Annotated in this window: 18 protein-coding genes; 6 read left to right on the top strand and 12 right to left on the bottom strand. The window is 46.0% G+C overall.

Features of this window, described 5'->3' with window-relative positions; all coding sequences use genetic code 11:
- Positions 1-12 precede the first annotated feature (12 nt).
- Both VC159_RS08380 and uvrB read right to left on the bottom strand, forming a co-directional pair.
- Complete coding sequence (locus VC159_RS08380) at positions 13-582, bottom strand: Fe-S cluster assembly transcription factor (protein WP_215321639.1); 570 nt, start codon at positions 580-582, stop codon at positions 13-15.
- 151 nt (positions 583-733) lie between these two features.
- On the bottom strand, positions 734-2,887 hold the full coding sequence (gene uvrB / locus VC159_RS08385) for an excinuclease ABC subunit UvrB (RefSeq protein WP_416350433.1): 2,154 nt from the start codon (positions 2,885-2,887) through the stop codon (positions 734-736).
- 168 nt (positions 2,888-3,055) lie between these two features.
- Here uvrB and VC159_RS08390 point away from each other — a divergent pair, with 168 nt between their 5' ends.
- The 5 genes from VC159_RS08390 to VC159_RS08410 are packed head-to-tail and all read left to right on the top strand — an operon-like array spanning position 3,056 to position 7,382.
- The gene (locus VC159_RS08390) at positions 3,056-4,255 is read left to right on the top strand and encodes an amino acid aminotransferase (RefSeq protein WP_323473304.1); all 1,200 of its coding nucleotides are present in this window, start codon (positions 3,056-3,058) and stop codon (positions 4,253-4,255) included.
- Positions 4,256-4,286: 31 nt separating this feature from the next.
- Complete coding sequence (locus VC159_RS08395; RefSeq protein ID WP_215359477.1) at positions 4,287-5,567, top strand: polyhydroxyalkanoate depolymerase; 1,281 nt, start codon at positions 4,287-4,289, stop codon at positions 5,565-5,567.
- 54 nt (positions 5,568-5,621) lie between these two features.
- Complete coding sequence (gene rsxB, locus VC159_RS08400; protein WP_215360316.1) at positions 5,622-6,308, top strand: electron transport complex subunit RsxB; 687 nt, start codon at positions 5,622-5,624, stop codon at positions 6,306-6,308.
- Positions 6,308-6,964 carry an endonuclease III gene (nth, locus tag VC159_RS08405; protein WP_323473578.1) on the top strand — a complete coding sequence of 219 codons (657 nt, stop codon included), beginning with the start codon at positions 6,308-6,310 and terminating at the stop codon, positions 6,962-6,964. The genes rsxB and nth overlap by 1 nt, the downstream gene beginning before the upstream one ends.
- Entirely contained in the window at positions 6,957-7,382 is a 426-nt protein-coding gene (locus VC159_RS08410) for a DUF1841 family protein (RefSeq protein WP_215360314.1), read from the top strand. Before nth ends, VC159_RS08410 begins: the two co-directional genes overlap by 8 nt.
- On the opposite strand, the gene VC159_RS08415 is transcribed toward VC159_RS08410, so the two are convergent.
- Positions 7,379-8,341 carry a Bug family tripartite tricarboxylate transporter substrate binding protein gene (locus VC159_RS08415; RefSeq protein ID WP_215359475.1) on the bottom strand — a complete coding sequence of 321 codons (963 nt, stop codon included), beginning with the start codon at positions 8,339-8,341 and terminating at the stop codon, positions 7,379-7,381. The genes VC159_RS08410 and VC159_RS08415 overlap by 4 nt on opposite strands.
- A 16-nt stretch (positions 8,342-8,357) precedes the next feature.
- The gene (locus VC159_RS08420; RefSeq protein ID WP_323473305.1) at positions 8,358-9,143 is read right to left on the bottom strand and encodes a substrate-binding domain-containing protein; all 786 of its coding nucleotides are present in this window, start codon (positions 9,141-9,143) and stop codon (positions 8,358-8,360) included.
- 472 nt (positions 9,144-9,615) lie between these two features.
- Between VC159_RS08420 and VC159_RS08425 the strand changes: the two genes are divergently transcribed.
- The gene (locus tag VC159_RS08425; protein ID WP_323473306.1) at positions 9,616-10,605 is read left to right on the top strand and encodes a tripartite tricarboxylate transporter substrate binding protein; all 990 of its coding nucleotides are present in this window, start codon (positions 9,616-9,618) and stop codon (positions 10,603-10,605) included.
- Positions 10,606-10,706: 101 nt separating this feature from the next.
- On the opposite strand, the gene VC159_RS08430 is transcribed toward VC159_RS08425, so the two are convergent.
- The 8 genes from VC159_RS08430 to VC159_RS08465 all read right to left on the bottom strand — a co-directional run bounded on the left by VC159_RS08430 (position 10,707) and on the right by VC159_RS08465 (position 17,650).
- Positions 10,707-11,114: a Zn-ribbon domain-containing OB-fold protein gene (locus tag VC159_RS08430; protein WP_215359469.1), complete on the bottom strand. Its 408-nt coding sequence runs from the start codon at positions 11,112-11,114 to the stop codon at positions 10,707-10,709.
- Complete coding sequence (locus tag VC159_RS08435; protein WP_215359467.1) at positions 11,114-12,283, bottom strand: thiolase domain-containing protein; 1,170 nt, start codon at positions 12,281-12,283, stop codon at positions 11,114-11,116. Before VC159_RS08435 ends, VC159_RS08430 begins: the two co-directional genes overlap by 1 nt.
- Positions 12,284-12,307: 24 nt before the next feature.
- Positions 12,308-13,291 carry a tripartite tricarboxylate transporter substrate binding protein gene (locus VC159_RS08440; protein ID WP_215359465.1) on the bottom strand — a complete coding sequence of 328 codons (984 nt, stop codon included), beginning with the start codon at positions 13,289-13,291 and terminating at the stop codon, positions 12,308-12,310.
- On the bottom strand, positions 13,288-13,950 hold the full coding sequence (locus VC159_RS08445) for a 3-oxoacid CoA-transferase subunit B (protein WP_215359463.1): 663 nt from the start codon (positions 13,948-13,950) through the stop codon (positions 13,288-13,290). The genes VC159_RS08440 and VC159_RS08445 overlap by 4 nt, the downstream gene beginning before the upstream one ends.
- Positions 13,947-14,618, bottom strand: coding sequence for a 3-oxoacid CoA-transferase subunit A (locus VC159_RS08450; RefSeq protein ID WP_215359461.1), 672 nt, complete (start codon positions 14,616-14,618; stop codon positions 13,947-13,949). Before VC159_RS08450 ends, VC159_RS08445 begins: the two co-directional genes overlap by 4 nt.
- A 62-nt stretch (positions 14,619-14,680) precedes the next feature.
- Positions 14,681-15,121 (bottom strand): HIT family protein, encoded by a 441-nt coding sequence (locus VC159_RS08455; RefSeq protein ID WP_215359459.1) that lies wholly within the window; start codon positions 15,119-15,121, stop codon positions 14,681-14,683.
- Between the two features lie 103 nt (positions 15,122-15,224).
- Positions 15,225-16,523 (bottom strand): isocitrate lyase, encoded by a 1,299-nt coding sequence (gene aceA, locus VC159_RS08460; RefSeq protein ID WP_215359457.1) that lies wholly within the window; start codon positions 16,521-16,523, stop codon positions 15,225-15,227.
- Positions 16,524-16,783: 260 nt separating this feature from the next.
- Positions 16,784-17,650 carry an amidohydrolase family protein gene (locus VC159_RS08465; protein WP_251367769.1) on the bottom strand — a complete coding sequence of 289 codons (867 nt, stop codon included), beginning with the start codon at positions 17,648-17,650 and terminating at the stop codon, positions 16,784-16,786.

Here is a 17,650-nt window from a genome sequence, read left to right on the forward strand (position 1 = left end):
GGTAATGCGTTATTAACTTTGTCGCGCCAAATTGAATACGGAATTCACTAATGGCGCCTTGGGCGCTACTTCTTTTTTAGCTGCAAGTGCTGTAGCAGGCTTATCTGCTTTAGAGCTTTCAACTTTAATTTTCTTTTGACGCATATCTTGAATCACAATGCCGCGCCCTTCTTGCTGATGAACTAAATCTTTTAAGCTCACCGAACTCAGGTACTCAACCATTTTGGAATTGAGATTGCTCCAGAGATCATGCGTCATACAACGGCCATGATTTTCTTCGTCGGTATGACAGTTACCTTTGCCACCACATTGGGTTGCATCGAGAGGTTCATCAACAGCAACAATAATGTCAGCCACACTCACCTCAGAGGACGGACGTGCCAAGGTGTAACCACCACCAGGACCACGTGTGCTCTCCACGATATTGAAACGGCGTAATTTGCCGAACAATTGCTCGAGGTAAGAAAGGGAAATCTTTTGTCTTTGGCTAATTCCGGCCAAAGTTACGGGGCCATGCGTTTCACGCAGGGCTAAATCAATCATTGCGGTTACTGCAAAACGACCTTTGGTTGTAAGTCTCATATGTCACCTTGGTAATGGATTGTTATGGACAGCTAACAGTCGGGCGGGTAATACCCGACCATTCCGCTCAACTTTACCATATAACCTAGCAAACTGCTCGGGAATTATCCCAAAAAACCTCAATGCAAGCCAGGAATTAGCTGATCAATCCTTAGACAGAGTCCCTAGACCTAGCCCCAAAGGCCATTTCCTTGACCTTTGTCAGCCTATCGCGGGTGCCGGCAGCCTTTTCAAACTCCAAATTCTTGGCTTCAGCGTTCATTTGCTTCTCCAGACGCTTAATTTCGGCCGCCAAGTCCTTCTCACCCATATCTTCATAGTGAGCCCGCTCCTGCTCAACCTGCATCTCCTGACGCTTCTCTTTGACGTCATAGACGCCATCAATGATGTCCTTAATGCGCTTTTGTACTCCCTTAGGCTCAATCCCATGAAGCTTATTAAAGGCAACCTGCTTAGTTCTACGTCTTTCAGTCTCCCCCATTGCGCGCTTCATGGAGTCGGTAATCCGATCGGCATACAAAATCGCTTTGCCACGAACGTTACGAGCAGCACGGCCAATGGTTTGAATCAAACTGCGCTCTGAACGCAAGAAGCCTTCTTTATCGGCATCCAAAATGGCCACGAGAGATACCTCAGGAATATCCAAACCTTCACGCAATAAATTAATACCGACCAATACGTCAAAGACCCCTAAACGTAAGTCACGCAAAATTTCTACACGCTCAACAGTATCGATATCGGAGTGAACATAACGCACCTTCACGCCATTGTCTGAAAGATAGTCTGTTAATTGCTCCGCCATTCGTTTCGTCAATACGGTAACCAGAACTCGCTCATGTACTTTGACGCGTGCATGAATTTGATCCAACAAATCATCAACCTGTGTACTTGCTGGTAATACTTCAATTTCTGGATCAACCAAACCAGTTGGTCTTGCTACTTGCTCGACTACTTGACCTTGATGTGTTTTCTCATAATCAGCTGGCGTTGCAGAAACAAAAATGGTTTGACGCATTTTGGTTTCAAACTCAGTAAATTTGAGTGGACGGTTATCCATCGCCGAAGGCAAACGGAACCCAAATTCCACCAAAGTATGTTTGCGAGATTTATCCCCGTTATACATGGCATTGAGCTGCCCAATCAGTACATGGCTCTCGTCGAGGAACATCAAAGCATCGTTAGGCAGATAATCCACTAACGTAGGCGGTGCCTCGCCAGGAGCGGCTCCGGAGAGGTGGCGAGAGTAATTCTCAATGCCCTTGCAGAAACCTAACTCATTAAGCATCTCTAAATCAAAACGCGTGCGCTGCTCAAGGCGTTGCGCCTCAACCAGTTTGCCATCCTTCACAAACTCATCTAAGCGAGTACGCAACTCCGTCTTGATGGTTTCAATTGCCTTTAAAACAGTATCGCGTGGTGTAACGTAATGTGAGCTTGGGTATACAGTAAAGCGTGGAATCTTTTGGCGAATCTTTCCAGTCAGCGGATCAAAAAATTGCAAACTCTCAATCACATCATCAAAGAGTTCAACGCGCACTGCTAACTCATTATGCTCAGCTGGGAAAATATCAATGGTGTCGCCACGCACTCGAAATACACCGCGCTTGAAATCGGTTTCGTTGCGGTCATACTGCATCGCAATGAGGCGCATCAAAATATCGCGCTGACTCATCTTGTCGCCAGGGCGTAATGTCATCACCATGCTGTGATAGTCGCCAGGATTACCAATGCCGTAAATTGCAGACACGGTCGCAACAATAATGACGTCTCGACGCTCTAATAAACTCTTGGTTGCAGACAAACGCATCTGTTCGATGTGTTCGTTAATAGAGGAATCTTTTTCGATGAAGAGATCGCGCTGAGGAACATAGGCCTCTGGCTGGTAGTAGTCGTAGTAGCTGACGAAATACTCAACGGCGTTTCTTGGGAAAAACTCCCTAAATTCACTATAAAGTTGGGCAGCCAGGGTCTTATTGGGGGCAAAAATGATTGCTGGACGGCCTGTTCTAGCGATGACGTTAGCCATCGTGAAGGTCTTACCGGATCCCGTAACCCCCAGGAGCGTCTGAAAGGTCAATCCATCCTCAACCCCCTCAACCAGGGCATCAATAGCCTGAGGTTGGTCCCCAGCAGGAGGAAATGGCTGATAGAGCTGATAAGGGGAGTCCGGGAAGGTTACAAATTTGGCTGGATCGAGGTCGTGGCCAGCCTCACCCAAGGGATCTGCCACAGGGGTTTTTGGCACTTCTTTTACTTCGGCTTTTGAACCAGTTTTGGGCAACTTAGGGGGCATCTCGGCTATCATTTCACCTGTGAGACTTCTTCACAGCGAATTTTGTACAAACAATGATTTTGCCGTTTTTCTTAGGAAATAGTTGATTCTGGCTTCAAAACCGACAATTAAACTGAATTTAACGTCAACAACCCATAAAACCGCCCCCAATTACCCTCTAACCATCACTTTCGACCTCAAATGACCCTGTTTGCCTCAGTCCAGCTAGCCCCTAAAGATCCTATTTTTGGCCTCACAGAAGCCTACGTTGCAGACCAGCGCGCTGACAAAGTAAATTTAGGTGTTGGCGTGTATTACACGGACGAAGGCAAGGTGCCACTTCTTAAGGCTGTGATTAAAGCTGAAGAGGCGATTGTTGCAAAGCACTCGCCACGTAGCTACATTCCAATCGAAGGACCAAACCCATATAACAGTGCAGTGCAAAATTTATTGTTTGGCGCTGACTCCGCACTTATTAAAGACGGTCGCGTTGTAACGGCCGAGTGTCTTGGTGGTACCGGCGCACTGCGCGTTGGTGCGGACTTCATCAAGCGCTTGAACCTCAATGCGCCTTGCGCGATTAGCAACCCAACCTGGGAAAACCATCGCGGCATTTTTGAATCTGCTGGCTTTGATGTTATCGAGTACACCTACTTCGATGGTAAAACTCGTGGTGTAGATTTTGACGGCATGGTGAAGTCTTTAGAGTCCTTCCCAAAGAACACTACCGTGTTGTTGCACGCTTGCTGCCACAACCCAACCGGCGCAGATATTACTGAAGCGCAATGGCGCCAAGTGATTGACATCTGCAAGAACAAAGGCCTCATCCCCTTCTTAGATATGGCCTACCAAGGCTTTGCTGATGGGATTGAGAAGGACGGCATTGCAGTTCGCCTCTTTGCTGATTCAGGGATGTCTTTCTTCGTATCCAGCTCTTTCTCGAAATCATTCTCGCTCTATGGTGAGCGTGTTGGTGCATTGTCTATCGTCACACAAAGCAAAGATGAATCGACTCGCGTGCTTTCACAATTGAAGCGCGTCATTCGCACTAACTATTCCAATCCTCCAACTCACGGCGCTGCCATTGCTGCGGCCGTTTTGAATTCACCAGAATTACGCAAACTTTGGGAAGATGAGTTGGCAGAAATGCGTGACCGCATTAAAGCGATGCGTCATGGCCTGGTTGAAAAACTCGTTGCTGCTGGTGTAAAGCAAGATTTTGCTTTTATCGAGAAGCAACGTGGCATGTTTTCTTACTCAGGCTTAACAGCTGAGCAAGTTGATCGCTTACAGAAAGAGGATGGCATTTATGCCCTCTCGACTGGACGCATTTGTGTTGCAGCCCTCAATACCAAAAATATTGATAAAGTGGCTAAAGCAATCGCCCGCGTATTGGCGTAATAAGCGGATACACTGAATTACCGGAGGTACCATGCTATATCAGTTACATGAGTTTCAAAAAGCCTTACTTCAACCAGTTAGTTCTTGGGCACGTGCTGCTTCAGAAGCTTTTATTAATTCTTCCAACCCCGCCTCTAAGGTGCCAGGTTCAGACCGATTGGCTGCTAGCTATGAACTCCTTTATCGCTTAGGTAAGGACTATAAAAAACCGGAGTTTGGTATTCGCTCTGTTAAAGCACATGGTCACGAAGTTGCGATTCATGAAAGAACGATCATCGCAAAACCTTTCTGTAATCTGATTCGTTTTAAGCGCTTTTCTGATGATGTCGAAACCATCAAGAGCCTCAAAGAAGACCCAACCGTACTAGTTGTTGCTCCAATGTCTGGTCACCATGCCACTTTGCTGCGTGACACAGTACGCACCCTCTTGCAAGACCATAAGGTTTACATCACCGATTGGATTGATGCTCGTTTGGTACCGATTGAAGATGGTGACTTTGGTCTTGATGACTATGTTCATTACGTGCAAGAATTCATTCGCACCATTGGCGCTAAAGATTTACATGTGATCTCCGTTTGCCAACCTACCGTTCCAACTTTAGGCGCAATCTCATTGATGGCTTCTGCTGGTGAAGCAACGCCAGCCTCCATGATTATGATGGGCGGCCCAATTGATGCACGCAAGTCACCAACTGCGGTAAATAACCTAGCGGATCAGAAGTCCTTTGAGTGGTTTGAGAGTCACGTGATTTATAACGTGCCTCCTAACTATCCAGGCACTGGTCGTCGTGTTTACCCAGGCTTCTTGCAACACACTGGCTTTATCGCCATGAACCCACAGAACCACTTACAGTCTCATTGGGATTACTTCCAAAACTTAGTGCGTGGCGACGAACAAGATGCGGAATCACATATTCGTTTTTACGACGAGTACAACGCAGTATTGGATTTGGACTCTAAGTTTTATCTCGACACTATTAAGACTGTTTTCCAAGACTACTCATTGCCGAATGGCACTTGGGAAGTTTCTGGTGAGCTTGTAAAACCACAAGATATTAAAAAAACTGCCCTCCTCACCATTGAAGGCGAGCTTGATGACATCTCTGGAAGTGGTCAGACGCGCTCTGCACATGCTTTGTGCGCAGGCATCCCAAAGCAGGATAAGGATCACTACGAAGTGATGGGTGCAGGTCACTATGGCATCTTTGCTGGTCGTCGTTGGCGTGAGAAGGTTTATCCAAAGATTAAGACGTTTATTCGTGAGCATCAAAACACGAAGAAAACTGCTACACGGACTACCAAGTCTGCATAAATTAAGGGCTCTTCGGAGCCTTTAATTTTAAGAAGAATGCAATCAGCCATTTCCATGAGCCAAGCCAATAACCTCATCGACCAACTTGAGGATATTCTTCCGCAAACCCAATGCACTAAATGCGGCTATCCAGATTGCCGTGGATATGCCCAGGCAATGGCCTCTGGTGAAGCGCTCCCAAATCGCTGCCCGCCTGGTGGGGTTGAGGGTATTGAGCGCCTGAGCAAGGTTCTGATACCCATATACCCCCAAGATGCATTTGAGCTTCATCCAACCATAGATCCAGAGTGTGGAGTTGAGCGCCCCAGACCAGTTGCTTTTATAGACCCGCAAAAGTGTATTGGCTGCACACTCTGCATTCAGGCATGCCCTGTTGATGCGATCGTTGGCGCCTCTAAACAAATGCATGTGGTTCTAACTGAGTGGTGTACTGGTTGCGATCTTTGCATTCCGCCCTGCCCGGTTGATTGCATCAGCATGATTGATGTCACCAAAAATAAAACTGGCTGGGATGCTTGGTCCCAAGAGTTGGCAGATATTTCCCGTCAGCGCTATCACGATCGAGAAATCAGACTAGATAGAGAACAAAAAGATAATGATGGTCGCCTGGCCAAAAAGGCTGCCGCGAAACTAACTGCAGTCAATGCAGAAAGCCCTTCATCTGCTGATGAGTTAAAAGAACAAGAGCGTAAGCGTGCCATCATTGCAGCAGCAATTGCGCGAGCCCAACAAAAGAAATGATGAATCTAGAAAAGCGTCGTGCTTTTTTTGAGCAACTCAAAGCAAACAACCCCAGCCCAAAAACGGAGTTGGAATACAACTCGCCATTTGAGTTATTAATTGCAGTATTACTATCAGCACAAGCAACCGATATCTCAGTCAACAAGGGAACGCGCAAGCTCTACAAGGTGGCCAATACCCCGCAAGCCCTTTTAGATCTTGGCGAAGAAGGTGTCAGGCCCTATATTCAGCATATTGGCTTGTTTAACTCTAAAGGCAAACATATTCAGGAAACCTGTCGACTGCTCCTAGAAAAACATGGGGGAGAAGTTCCTCAAACACGTGAAGAATTAGAAGCTCTTCCAGGTGTTGGCAGAAAAACAGCCAACGTCATCCTCAACACCGCCTTTGGACAAATCGCCATGGCTGTGGATACTCACATTTTTAGAGTATCTAACCGAACAGGCCTAGCGCCAGGCAAGGATGTGCTCAAGGTAGAACAGCAATTACTTAAGCGTGTGCCAAAAGAATACCTGTTAGATGCACATCACTGGCTAATTCTGCATGGTCGATATACTTGTGAGGCACGCAACCCTGATTGCGCACAATGCATCGTAGAGCCCCTATGCGGCTTTAAACAAAAGACTGGTAAAGGAAAAGTTCGTGGCGATATTTAATCCAACCCGTGAAGAAGTGCGTCGCTTTTTCTGCGATACCTGGATAAAGAAGACCGAGAATCATATCCTTGACCCCATGGAGACATTGGCAAGCGATTGGATGGTTGAGCATCCTGAATATCACGACTTACTTGCCGATCCAGAAGGCGCCCTAAGCCAAGATTACACGCCAGAACGAGGCGAAACCAATCCATTCCTGCATCTATCAATGCATCTGTCAATCAGTGAGCAGATCTCAATAAATCAGCCGCCAGGAATCAAAGAAATCGCAGACAAACTATCGCAAAAACTCGGCTCAGTACATGAAGCACAACACGTCATGATGGAATGCCTAGGGCAAGTGATGTGGGAGGCGCAGCGTGAAGGTCAGCCACTCAACCCAGAGAAGTATTTAGAAGCCCTTAAAAAATTAGCTTAATCCTCTTTCATATTGGCGCGCTTTACTATTGGCTCTAGTCTAGCTTTTTCATCCGCGAGGAATTTAGTAAAAGCAGCTCGAGTTCCAGGTGACGGTTCAATGCCCTGTGGCGTTAGACGGCTTTGAACAGCAGCGGTCTTCAGGCCTGCATTAATTGCTTGATTCATTTTCTCCAAGATAGCATCAGACGTTCCCTTAGGAGCAAAGACGCCCGCCCAGTGTCCAATCAGAACCTCGGGGTATCCCTGCTCTTTGGTTGTTGGAACATCAGGCAGAGCAGCAATTCTTTTATTCCAGGTGGAAGCAATTGCTTTTAATTTGCCGCCTTGAATCTGCGGAATGACAACAACGCTTGCCTCTGAGGTTGCATCAACTTGATTGGAGATAACGGCTACCATTCCTTCGGAACCGCTCTTGTAAGGAATGATTTCATATTTACCGCCTGCTTTTACTTTCAACATCTCCGCTACGAAGTGCGGGGTACTCCCGGTACCGGCAGTCGAAAAGTTAAGCCCCTTAGGATCTTTGGCCAGCACCAGCAAATCCTTCATATTATTAATTTTGGAGTCTGCTGAAACGACAATAATAGATGGGCTTATAGCAAGCATCCCAACGGGCACTAAATCGCCTTCCTTGTATGGCATGGATGGCTTAATCATTGGGTTAGTAACGATTCCACCGGCACTTACAAAGAAGGTATAGCCATCTGGCGCGCTCTTTGCAACAAAATCTGCGCCCAATATAGATCCAGCGCCTGGTTTATTTTCTACGATGATTGGTTGACCTAGTTGCTTAGATGCAGCCTCAGCAACCACTCTAGCAACAGTATCGTTAGCACCGCCAGGACCAAACCCAACTACAAATTTAATGGGGTGATTAGGCCAAGGATCCGCAGCAAACGCCGATCCAAATACTAAAGATAAGAATGTAATCAGAACAGCTTTAGCAAAACACTTCATTTATATAATCCTTATCCTACCAAGGTAATGCTGGCAACACCGGTTTTAATCCAGCCTTTTGAATCGTTGCAACTGCTTTTTTTGAAGCTAAATACTTGATCAAGTCTTTTGATGCAGCGAGATTCTGTGTATCGCTAGTAATGCCTGCAGAAAATAGCACTGTCTTTTGCGCTTCTGGCGGCAACTCACCAATAAAGTCTACCCCAGGAATAGGCAGCAACTCACTTACTTGCTGAAAGCCCAAGTCAGCATCTCCTCTGGCTACAACTGAGGCAACTCTCTCGCTATAAATTTTTCGTGCAGTTTTACCCATCTGCTCGGAGATTCCCATTTTTGGGAAAAGTTCAGTTGATAAATAAACGCCGCTAGCACTTGCTGAATAAGCAACCGACTTCGCGTTTAATAGAGCCGACTTCAATCCATTCATAGTGCTGATATCAGGCTTTGGTGCACCTGCCTTGACTACCGCACCCATGACCGAAGCAACTAAATCAGCCTTGGTCCCCGATTGAACAGTCCCGCTCTTTACAAAGCCATCCAATGCAGGTGCAGCCAAAATTAAGACATCAAACTGCTCGCCTCTAGCCAGTCTCGATGGAATTGAGTCGGGTGCAGCGCCCATTGACGACCCATATGAAATGATGACTTTATTGGGGGATTGCTTTTCATATTCAGGGGCTAGATCTTTTAATGCTTCAGCAAAGGCACCGGATGTAATTACCTGAATATCAGCCGCATAAGAAAGGCTCACCAGCAAAACATTAATTGCTAGTATTAAAGAGGTGCAAAATAATTTACGCATGAATTTAAAATGAAAAAGAATAATCGTAGCATTAAATGAGGATAGTAGTTCATTGGCACGCACTACCTCTGAGGCCTCCATTAAATCTTCCAATCCAGTCCCAAAAATTCTAGGATGATCGATTTTCTGCCAGCAATGAACCTCCCTATTGCTTAGGTACGCGTTTTAACGGCGGTCTAGATTACAGCACTCAACGATTGAACTATTCTAGATATGTTTTATTACATGGAATTGGTCAATGCCACAATGTCGCCAGTCCAAAAACTATCTTTAGGAAATAATGCATTTCAGCGAGGACTGAGTCAGCCTGAGAAGCGCTGACTCAATAGTGCTTAAGGTAATTTTTCTACCGCCGCACCTAGAAAAGATATTGTCGGAGGATTGAATGAATAGCCATATGTGTTTAATATTGAGCTAGCGGGCTTTCAAGATCGCGTTATTACTATTACACCGACCCGCGTTGGAGACGACTATGTTTAGACTTAATTTTGTTAGACGTGCATGTTTATTTAGTGCTGCCTTATTTGTAGCCCCCATATTGGCGAGTCAATCAGCCCTCGCCCAACCCTTTCCTAATAAGCCGATCAAAATTATTGTGACTGCGGCTCCAGGCGGAACGACCGACATTGCCTCGCGTGCGCTGTCTGATATTCTAGGTAAAGAGCTTGGTCAGACCGTGATTGTGGAAAATAAAGCGGGTGGAGCAGGCATTATTGGCATTCAAGCGCTACTTTCCGCGCCAGCAGATGGTTATACGATAGCGATGGGTAATATTGGTCCAAATGCGATCAACTACAGTCTCTATAAAAATCTCCCATACAAAATGGAAGATATGGAGCCGATAACGATTGTGATTGCCAATCCAAATGTATTGGTAGTTAATCCAGAGGTTCCCGCTAAAACGGTAGCCGAGCTTGTGGCATTAGCCAAAGCGAATCCCGGCAAGTATTCGTTTGCATCATCTGGCCGCGGTCAGTCAATCCATATGTCCGGGGAGCTGTTCAAAACACAGGCTGGCATTGACATTATTCATGTGCCCTATAAGGGAGCCGGCCCCGCACTGGCAGATCTACTGGCTGGCCAGACTAGTATGATGGTAGACAATCTACCCAGCTCTATGCAATACATTAAAGCTGGAAAATTACGCGCTTTAGCGGTTACCAGCAAAAATCGCGTTGCGGAGTTGCCTGATGTTCCCACAATGATTCAATCAGGCTATCCCAACTTTGAGGTAACCGCTTGGTTCGGCCTATTCGCACCTGCCGGCACCCCCAAACCTATCATTGATAAGCTCTACCTAGCTGTTAAGAAGGCGCTAGAAACTCCAGAAATCAAGCAGCGCTGGAAAGATCTAGGTGGCTGGGCTGTGGGTGATACACCAGCCAATACCAAAATTTTTATTGCTGCAGAAAAGAAGAAGTGGGAGTTAGTTGCTCAACAGGCGAAAATTGAAGCTGAATAATTTGAACTGTACTTAGCCGCGGTAAAAACCAATAGGGGGACTCATAGTGGTCCCCCTATTGGTTTCTGAGGGAATGTAGTCAGCTTTCCTAGCTTATTAAGTTAAGCCAAGGGCTCAAATAGATGTGTCTTCTGACCGTCCTGAGTTTCTTGGAATACTACCCGAACCTTTTGCCCAATGCGAATTGCATCAAAATCACAATTGCATAAGTGCGTCAGCAAAGAGATGCCTTCTTTAAGAAGAACATAGGCCATTGCAAAAGGAACTTCTACTCCACGCCTCATGACCGTGTATGAATAGATTTCACCAACACCTTCGGAATCAAGCCATGCAGTGTCATTACCGCCGCAGTGAGGGCAAATTGTTCGGGGGTAGTAGTGCACTTCCTTGCAAGAGTTGCACGCTTTTAATACCAGCCTACCATCTTGGGCTGCTTGCCAAAAAGCCTGATTTTCTGGATTAATGATTGGACTAGGCAGACGATGAACCACTTGATTTCCTTTTAACATTACAACCTCCCCATAATAAGAGTTGCGGCACCATGACGTGTCCCTAGGGCGCCGCCAATACCGGATGCCAAAGCAAATTCAAGATTAGGCACCTGCACCGCAGGATGAGCCTCACCCCGGAGCTGTCTTACTGCCTCGATAACCTTGGTCATGCCGCCACGATTTGCGGGGTGGTTATTGCAAAGGCCCCCGCCATCGGTATTAAAAGCCAGCTTCCCCCTCCCGGAAATCAACTGCCCATCCTCAACAAAGCGACCACCCTCGCCTTTTTTACAAAACCCCAGATCCTCAAGTTGAATCAGAACGGTAATAGTGAAGCTATCGTAAATGGATGCATATCGAATCTGGTCAGGCGTTAACTTCGCCTCCTCAAACGCACGCGGGGCAGCCCATGCTAAACCGGAATAGGTTAAATCAACCTTACCACCCATTTGGCCTTTGGTGGACTCGCCAGCGCCCATCATCGTAATCACAGGCTTCTTCAATGTTTTAGCAATATCAGGATGTACCACTACTAGAGCACCACCACTATCGGTGACCACACAACAATCTGCACGGTGTAATGGATCTGCAATCATTGGAGAATTCAAGACATCTTCAACAGTTAAAACGTCTTTTAATAACGCATTGGGATTGTGCTGTGCATGATGCGAAGCAGCCACTTTAATCCAGGCCAGTTGCTCACTAGTAGTTCCGAATTCATACATATGGCGCATGGCACACATGGCATAAGTATTTAATGGTGCCGGGGAATACGGTTTTTCAAAAGCAAAATCTGGAGCGCTAGCATATTGACTACGCACTTGGGTGCCACTAGAGCCCTCTGACTTTGGGCGGCCGGCCAAAGTAATTAAGGCTACACGACATTGCCCAGCACTGATAGCTCGAGCCGCATGATTTACATGAGTTAAATACGACGATCCGCCTGTATCAGTTGAATCCAAGTAACTTAAGTTCTTTAATCCCAAGTAATCAGCCATTGAAACAGGCCCCATTCCTGGAGCATCGCCCGCACAAAAATAGCCATCAACATCGTTTAATGTCAAACCAGCATCTTGTAGAGCGCCATGGGCAACTTCAGCATGCAATTGAGCAACCGTATGATTGGGGGCAACCCGAAGGGGATGCTCATAAATTCCAGCGATACAGGCATTTTTAGAAAAAGACATAGACTTTCCTTAGGGATAAATAGACTACTCAATGGTAATTTTTGATTGCAGAATTAATTTTTGCCAACGTTCAATTTCGCTTTTAATCAATCCAGAAAATTGCTCTGGCGTTCCTGGCATTGGGTCAGCGCCCTGTGCAATTAATTTATCTTTAAATTTTGGATCCGCCAAAATACTTTGTAATTCTTTATTCAAGCGATTACGGATGCCTACCGGTAAATTTGCCGGGGCTAGTAATCCATACCATGTGGCCATTTCATAACCAGGCAAACCGGATTCAGCAATCGTTGGGATACCTGGGGCAGCAGCAGATCGCTTTGCAGTGGTAACACCTAAAGCACGCAGATTACCGGCCTTTACCTGCGGTACAGCACTCGGCAAATTTGGGAAACTCATATCAACCTGCCCCGAAATAACATCAGGCATTGCACTACCAGTCCCCTTATAAGGTATGTGAATCATCTCAATCTTAGCCATCTTTTCAAATAGCTCAGCCGAAAGATGCACAGAGGTACCACTACCGCTAGAAGCAAAGGTTAGCTTGCCCGGATTAGCTTTAGCCGCACTAATGACATCGGCAACAGATTTATAAGGCGAATTCAGCGGCACTACTAACATATTAGGGGCGGAAAATACTCCGCCAATTGCCGTGAAATCTTTAATTGGGTCATAGGGCAATTTTTTATATAGAGATGCATTGACCGCATGCCCAATCGATGGAAAATAAATCGTGTATCCATCGGGGGCAGCTCGTGCGACCATTTCTGCAGCAATGTTTCCATTTGCCCCAGCTCTATTCTCAACAATCACAGGTTGTCCAAGTCGAGTGGAAAGCCCCTCCGCCAAAGCGCGACCAACAGTATCAGCAGAACCGCCGGGAGAAAAACCAACAACTAGGTGAATCGGCTTACTGGGATATACCCCCTCTTGATTCGCCGCATGGAGAGTAGAAATACTCACACCCAATAGTAGCGACTGCAAAATCAGAGAAATAAAGATTCGGCTCATTGCCTTGCATTCAACAGTGGGACCCCGCTGATTTCTTGCAGCTCCTCAAAACTCAATTCATCCACCCAATCTACTGCACGCAATCCACTTGGCGTCACTTCGATAGTTGCTAAGTCGGTATAGATGCAATCTACTGCAGCAAGGGCAGTTAGCGGATATGTGCATTCCTGAACCAACTTGGAATGACCTGATTTAGTCAGATGCTCCATCATCACAAACAACTTCTTGGCACCTAAAGCCAAATCCATGGCACCGCCCACTGCTGGTATAGCCATTGGGTCGCCAGTTCGCCAGTTAGCAATATCACCCTTTACCGAAACCTGAAAAGCCCCTAAGACACAAATATCAAGATGTCCACCACGAATCATTACGAACGAATCAGCGTGGTGACAAATCGACGCACCAGGAAGCATGGTTACTGGCTGCTTACCTGCATTCACTAATTCCTCATCAATGTCATCGCCAGTAGCTAAGGGCCCCATCCCAAGCAAACCATTCTCGCTATGCAACAAGATCTCACGATCCTCTGGCAAGTAATTGGAAATAGTCATTGGCTGGCCAATGCCTAAATTCACGCTAGCGCCATCAGGAATATCCTGAACAATCCTCTTAGCAATATCTGCTGTTGAACGTTTTTTGATTTTAGAAAGATCAATCATGATGACGCCTCCACTTTCACAACACGCTTCACAAAGATTCCGGGTGTCACAATGTTTTCTGGATCAAGCTTTCCAAGCTCAATCACTTGATTTACCTGAGCAATAGTGCAAAGTGCCGCTGTAGCCATAATTGGACCGAAATTTCTGCCGGTGGCATGGTAAGTGAGATTACCCCAGCGATCACCCTTATCGGCCTTAATTAATGCGTAATCTGCCTTAATAGCCTTCTCAAAAATATGATTAACGCTATCTATTTCACGAATATCTTTATCCTTGGCCAGCTCAGTACCAAAACCAGTAGGCGTATAAAAACCACCAATACCAGCACCACCAGCACGAATCCGTTCGGCCAGAGTTCCCTGTGGAACAAGCTCTAATTCAATCTTGCCAGCACGATAGAGATCATCGAATGCACCAGACTCTGGCTGACGAGGGAAAGAACACACCATTTTTCTGACGCGCCCAGCCCCTATCAATTTAGAAATTCCCACTCCTGAGTTACCCGCGTTATTACTAACTATGGTCAAGTCTTTAGCGCCTTGTTCATGGAGCGCATCCAATAAAAAAATGGGTAGGCCGGCACCACCAAATCCAGAAACGAGGATAGTCGAACCATCAGCGATATCTCGCAAGGCCTCAACTACGCTAGGCATTATTTTTTGAATCACAAAAGTCTCCGTCTATTTTTATTATAAGTACTGCTATTTGGCTTTTGAGCCAAATCACCACTTTAATATAATCCTGAAATTGCCACCCGAATTGCCGGCGGCAATTCAAGCGCTCTTTGCCTTCTCGCAGCCAGTATTACATTTGATGTTTGCTGCGTTTTTACTGACCATATTGACCCGGGAAAGAAGGCATCATCGACATATCTCGGAATGACATGCCAATGAATATGTGGAACCGCATTCCCAAGAGCAGCAAGATTAATCTTATCGGGCTGCATGACGTCGCGCATTACCTCCTCTACAGCAAACACAAGGGCCATTAAATGCTCCCGCTCGCCATGGGTAAGGTCGGTCATCTCAGCCACATGGCGATTCCAAATCACCCTGCAGAATCCAGGTAGATCAGCATCATTTACCAAGATGACTCGACAGTCATCTCCACGCCATATGAGTTGACCCTCTTCGGGCTTGAGTTTGTCTTTACAGAGTACGCAATTAGTCATCTGAAGAATGTAAACGAAAACGGCACCTAAGTCACCCTTGTGGGGTCATTTAGGTGCCGCGGCAGTATGGTGCCACTGCTTACAACGTACTACTTAGGGATTCTTAATGGAACTGCTCTTCTTCAGTAGAACCCGTTAATGCCGTTACAGAAGACTTGCCACCTTGGATAACAGTCGTTACATCATCGAAGTAACCAGTACCAACTTCCTGCTGATGTGAAACGAATGTGTAACCACGGTCACGAGCAGCAAATTCTGGCTCTTGCACTTTCTCGATGTATGCAGTCATGCCGCGCTGCATGTAGTCTTGAGCCAAGTCGAACATGTTGTACCACATAGAGTGGATACCGGCCAATGTGATGAACTGATACTTGTAACCCATTGCACCTAATTCACGTTGGAATTTAGCAATAGTTGCGTCATCTAAGTTCTTCTTCCAGTTGAAAGAAGGTGAGCAGTTGTAGGCCAACATCTTGCCTGGGAACTTCGCACGAATTGCTTCAGCAAATTGACGAGCAAAATCAAGATCAGGGGTACCAGTTTCACACCAAACCATGTCGGCGTAAGCAGCATATGCCAAACCACGTGAGATCGCTTGATCCAAGCCTTTGCGTGTTTTGTAGAAACCTTCTGGTGTGCGCTCGCCTGTCAAGAATGGCTTGTCATTCGCGTCATAATCAGAAGTCAACAAGTCAGCGGCTTCAGCATCAGTACGGGCCAAAATGATAGTAGAAACACCCATCACATCAGCAGCCAAACGTGCAGAGATCAACTTCTGAACTGACTCAGCAGTAGGTAACAATACCTTACCGCCTAAGTGACCACACTTCTTAACGGAAGATAATTGATCTTCAAAGTGAACGCCAGCAGCGCCCTGCTTGATCAGTGCTTTGCTTAATTCAAATGCATTCAATACACCACCGAAACCAGCTTCAGCGTCAGCAACGATTGGGGCAAAATATTCAATATAACCAGCGTCGCCTTTGTTGATACCTTTAGCTGTTTGAATTTCATCAGCACGTTGGAATGAGTTATTAATACGCTCAACCATTTTAGGAACTGAATCTACTGGATACAAAGATTGGTCTGGATACATGGCTGCATAAGAGTTACCATCGGCAGCAACTTGCCAACCCGACAAGTAAATTGCTTGTACGCCAGCTTTAACCTGTTGCATTGCTTGACCACCAGTCAAGGCACCTAAACAGTTTACGTAGGCCTCGTTGTTTACCAATTCCCAAAGACGCTCAGCGCCATGCTTAGCTAAAGTGTGCTCAATCTTCAATGAACCACGAAGACGTACTACGTCCTCGGCTGTATAGCCACGAGTAATACCTTTCCAGCGTGGATTGGTATCCCAGTCTTTTTGTAGTGCTGCGATTTCTGCTTTGCGATCTGCCATGTTTTTCTCCCTAAGTTAAACAAGTACTTCAAAATTTGAGGATCTTTAAGACCCATTCAAGTCTTATGTCTTATATAAGAGTTTAGACAGTTCAAAAAAGCAATCAAGGGAAATTTATGATATTTTTAAAAATATTTAGTTATTTAAATTCAATAACTTATATTTGTATTTTTACTATGTGAAATAGTTATTCACTGCTTGGAATGAAAAGATCAACCGCATACTGCACTGCATTTTACGCAGCGTAATGACATTTCATATTATGAAAAATATAGATTTTGTGGGTTGGAGCAAAGAATTCGATTGCGTAGTGCTTCAGCGGGCGCATATAACGCAAGACTTTCAAGTAGCTGCGCTACTGATGGCATAACACCCCAATTAGCAACATGCGGCCAATCGGAGCCCCATACACATCGCTCAGGTGCGGCATCAATTAATGCTTGTGCATAAGGAACCACATCTTCATAAGGAGGCGCTTGATCAGTTAAACGATAGGCGCCCGATACTTTGACCCATGCCCTCTCTCGTACCAAATCAACGAGCGCTTTAAAACCAGGCGAATCCAAACCAACAGAAGCTCTTAAGTAGCCCATGTGATCAATCATTAATATGGACTTTAACTTCTGCATACGCGGCATTAGCATTGGAAGATCATTTGCATCTAACAAAAATTGAATATGCCAACCCCAATCTCTTGCTAGAGCATCGCACTCTTCAAGCTTCGAAATATCTAAGCCACCTCCAGAGAACATGAGGTTCATACGAACACCAACTACACCAGCATCCTTCATCTTTTGATAATAAGAATCTACTTGACCAAGGAGCGGCACAGCAACCCCACGCAATCGCTGCGGATGATTCCTTAACGCCTTAAGCATAGGCTCATTGTCTTGGCCATTCACGCTAACTTGAATCAGCACACCGTAGGTCATACCAACCTCATCAAGCATTTGAATATATTGCTCTTCGGTTGCCTCTGGAGAGGTGTAGGAACGATCAGGTACAAAACTGGCTGCGCTAATGACATGCGCATGCGTATCCACTGCGCCGAAAGGCATCTTAAAAGAAAAGGGACCACCCTGATGATCGGGCGGTCCTGGGCAAAACGGAATTTCTTTTGGTGACAC

It is taken from the genome of Polynucleobacter sp. JS-JIR-II-c23, from assembly GCF_035011225.1.
Classification (GTDB): Bacteria; Pseudomonadota; Gammaproteobacteria; order Burkholderiales; family Burkholderiaceae; genus Polynucleobacter.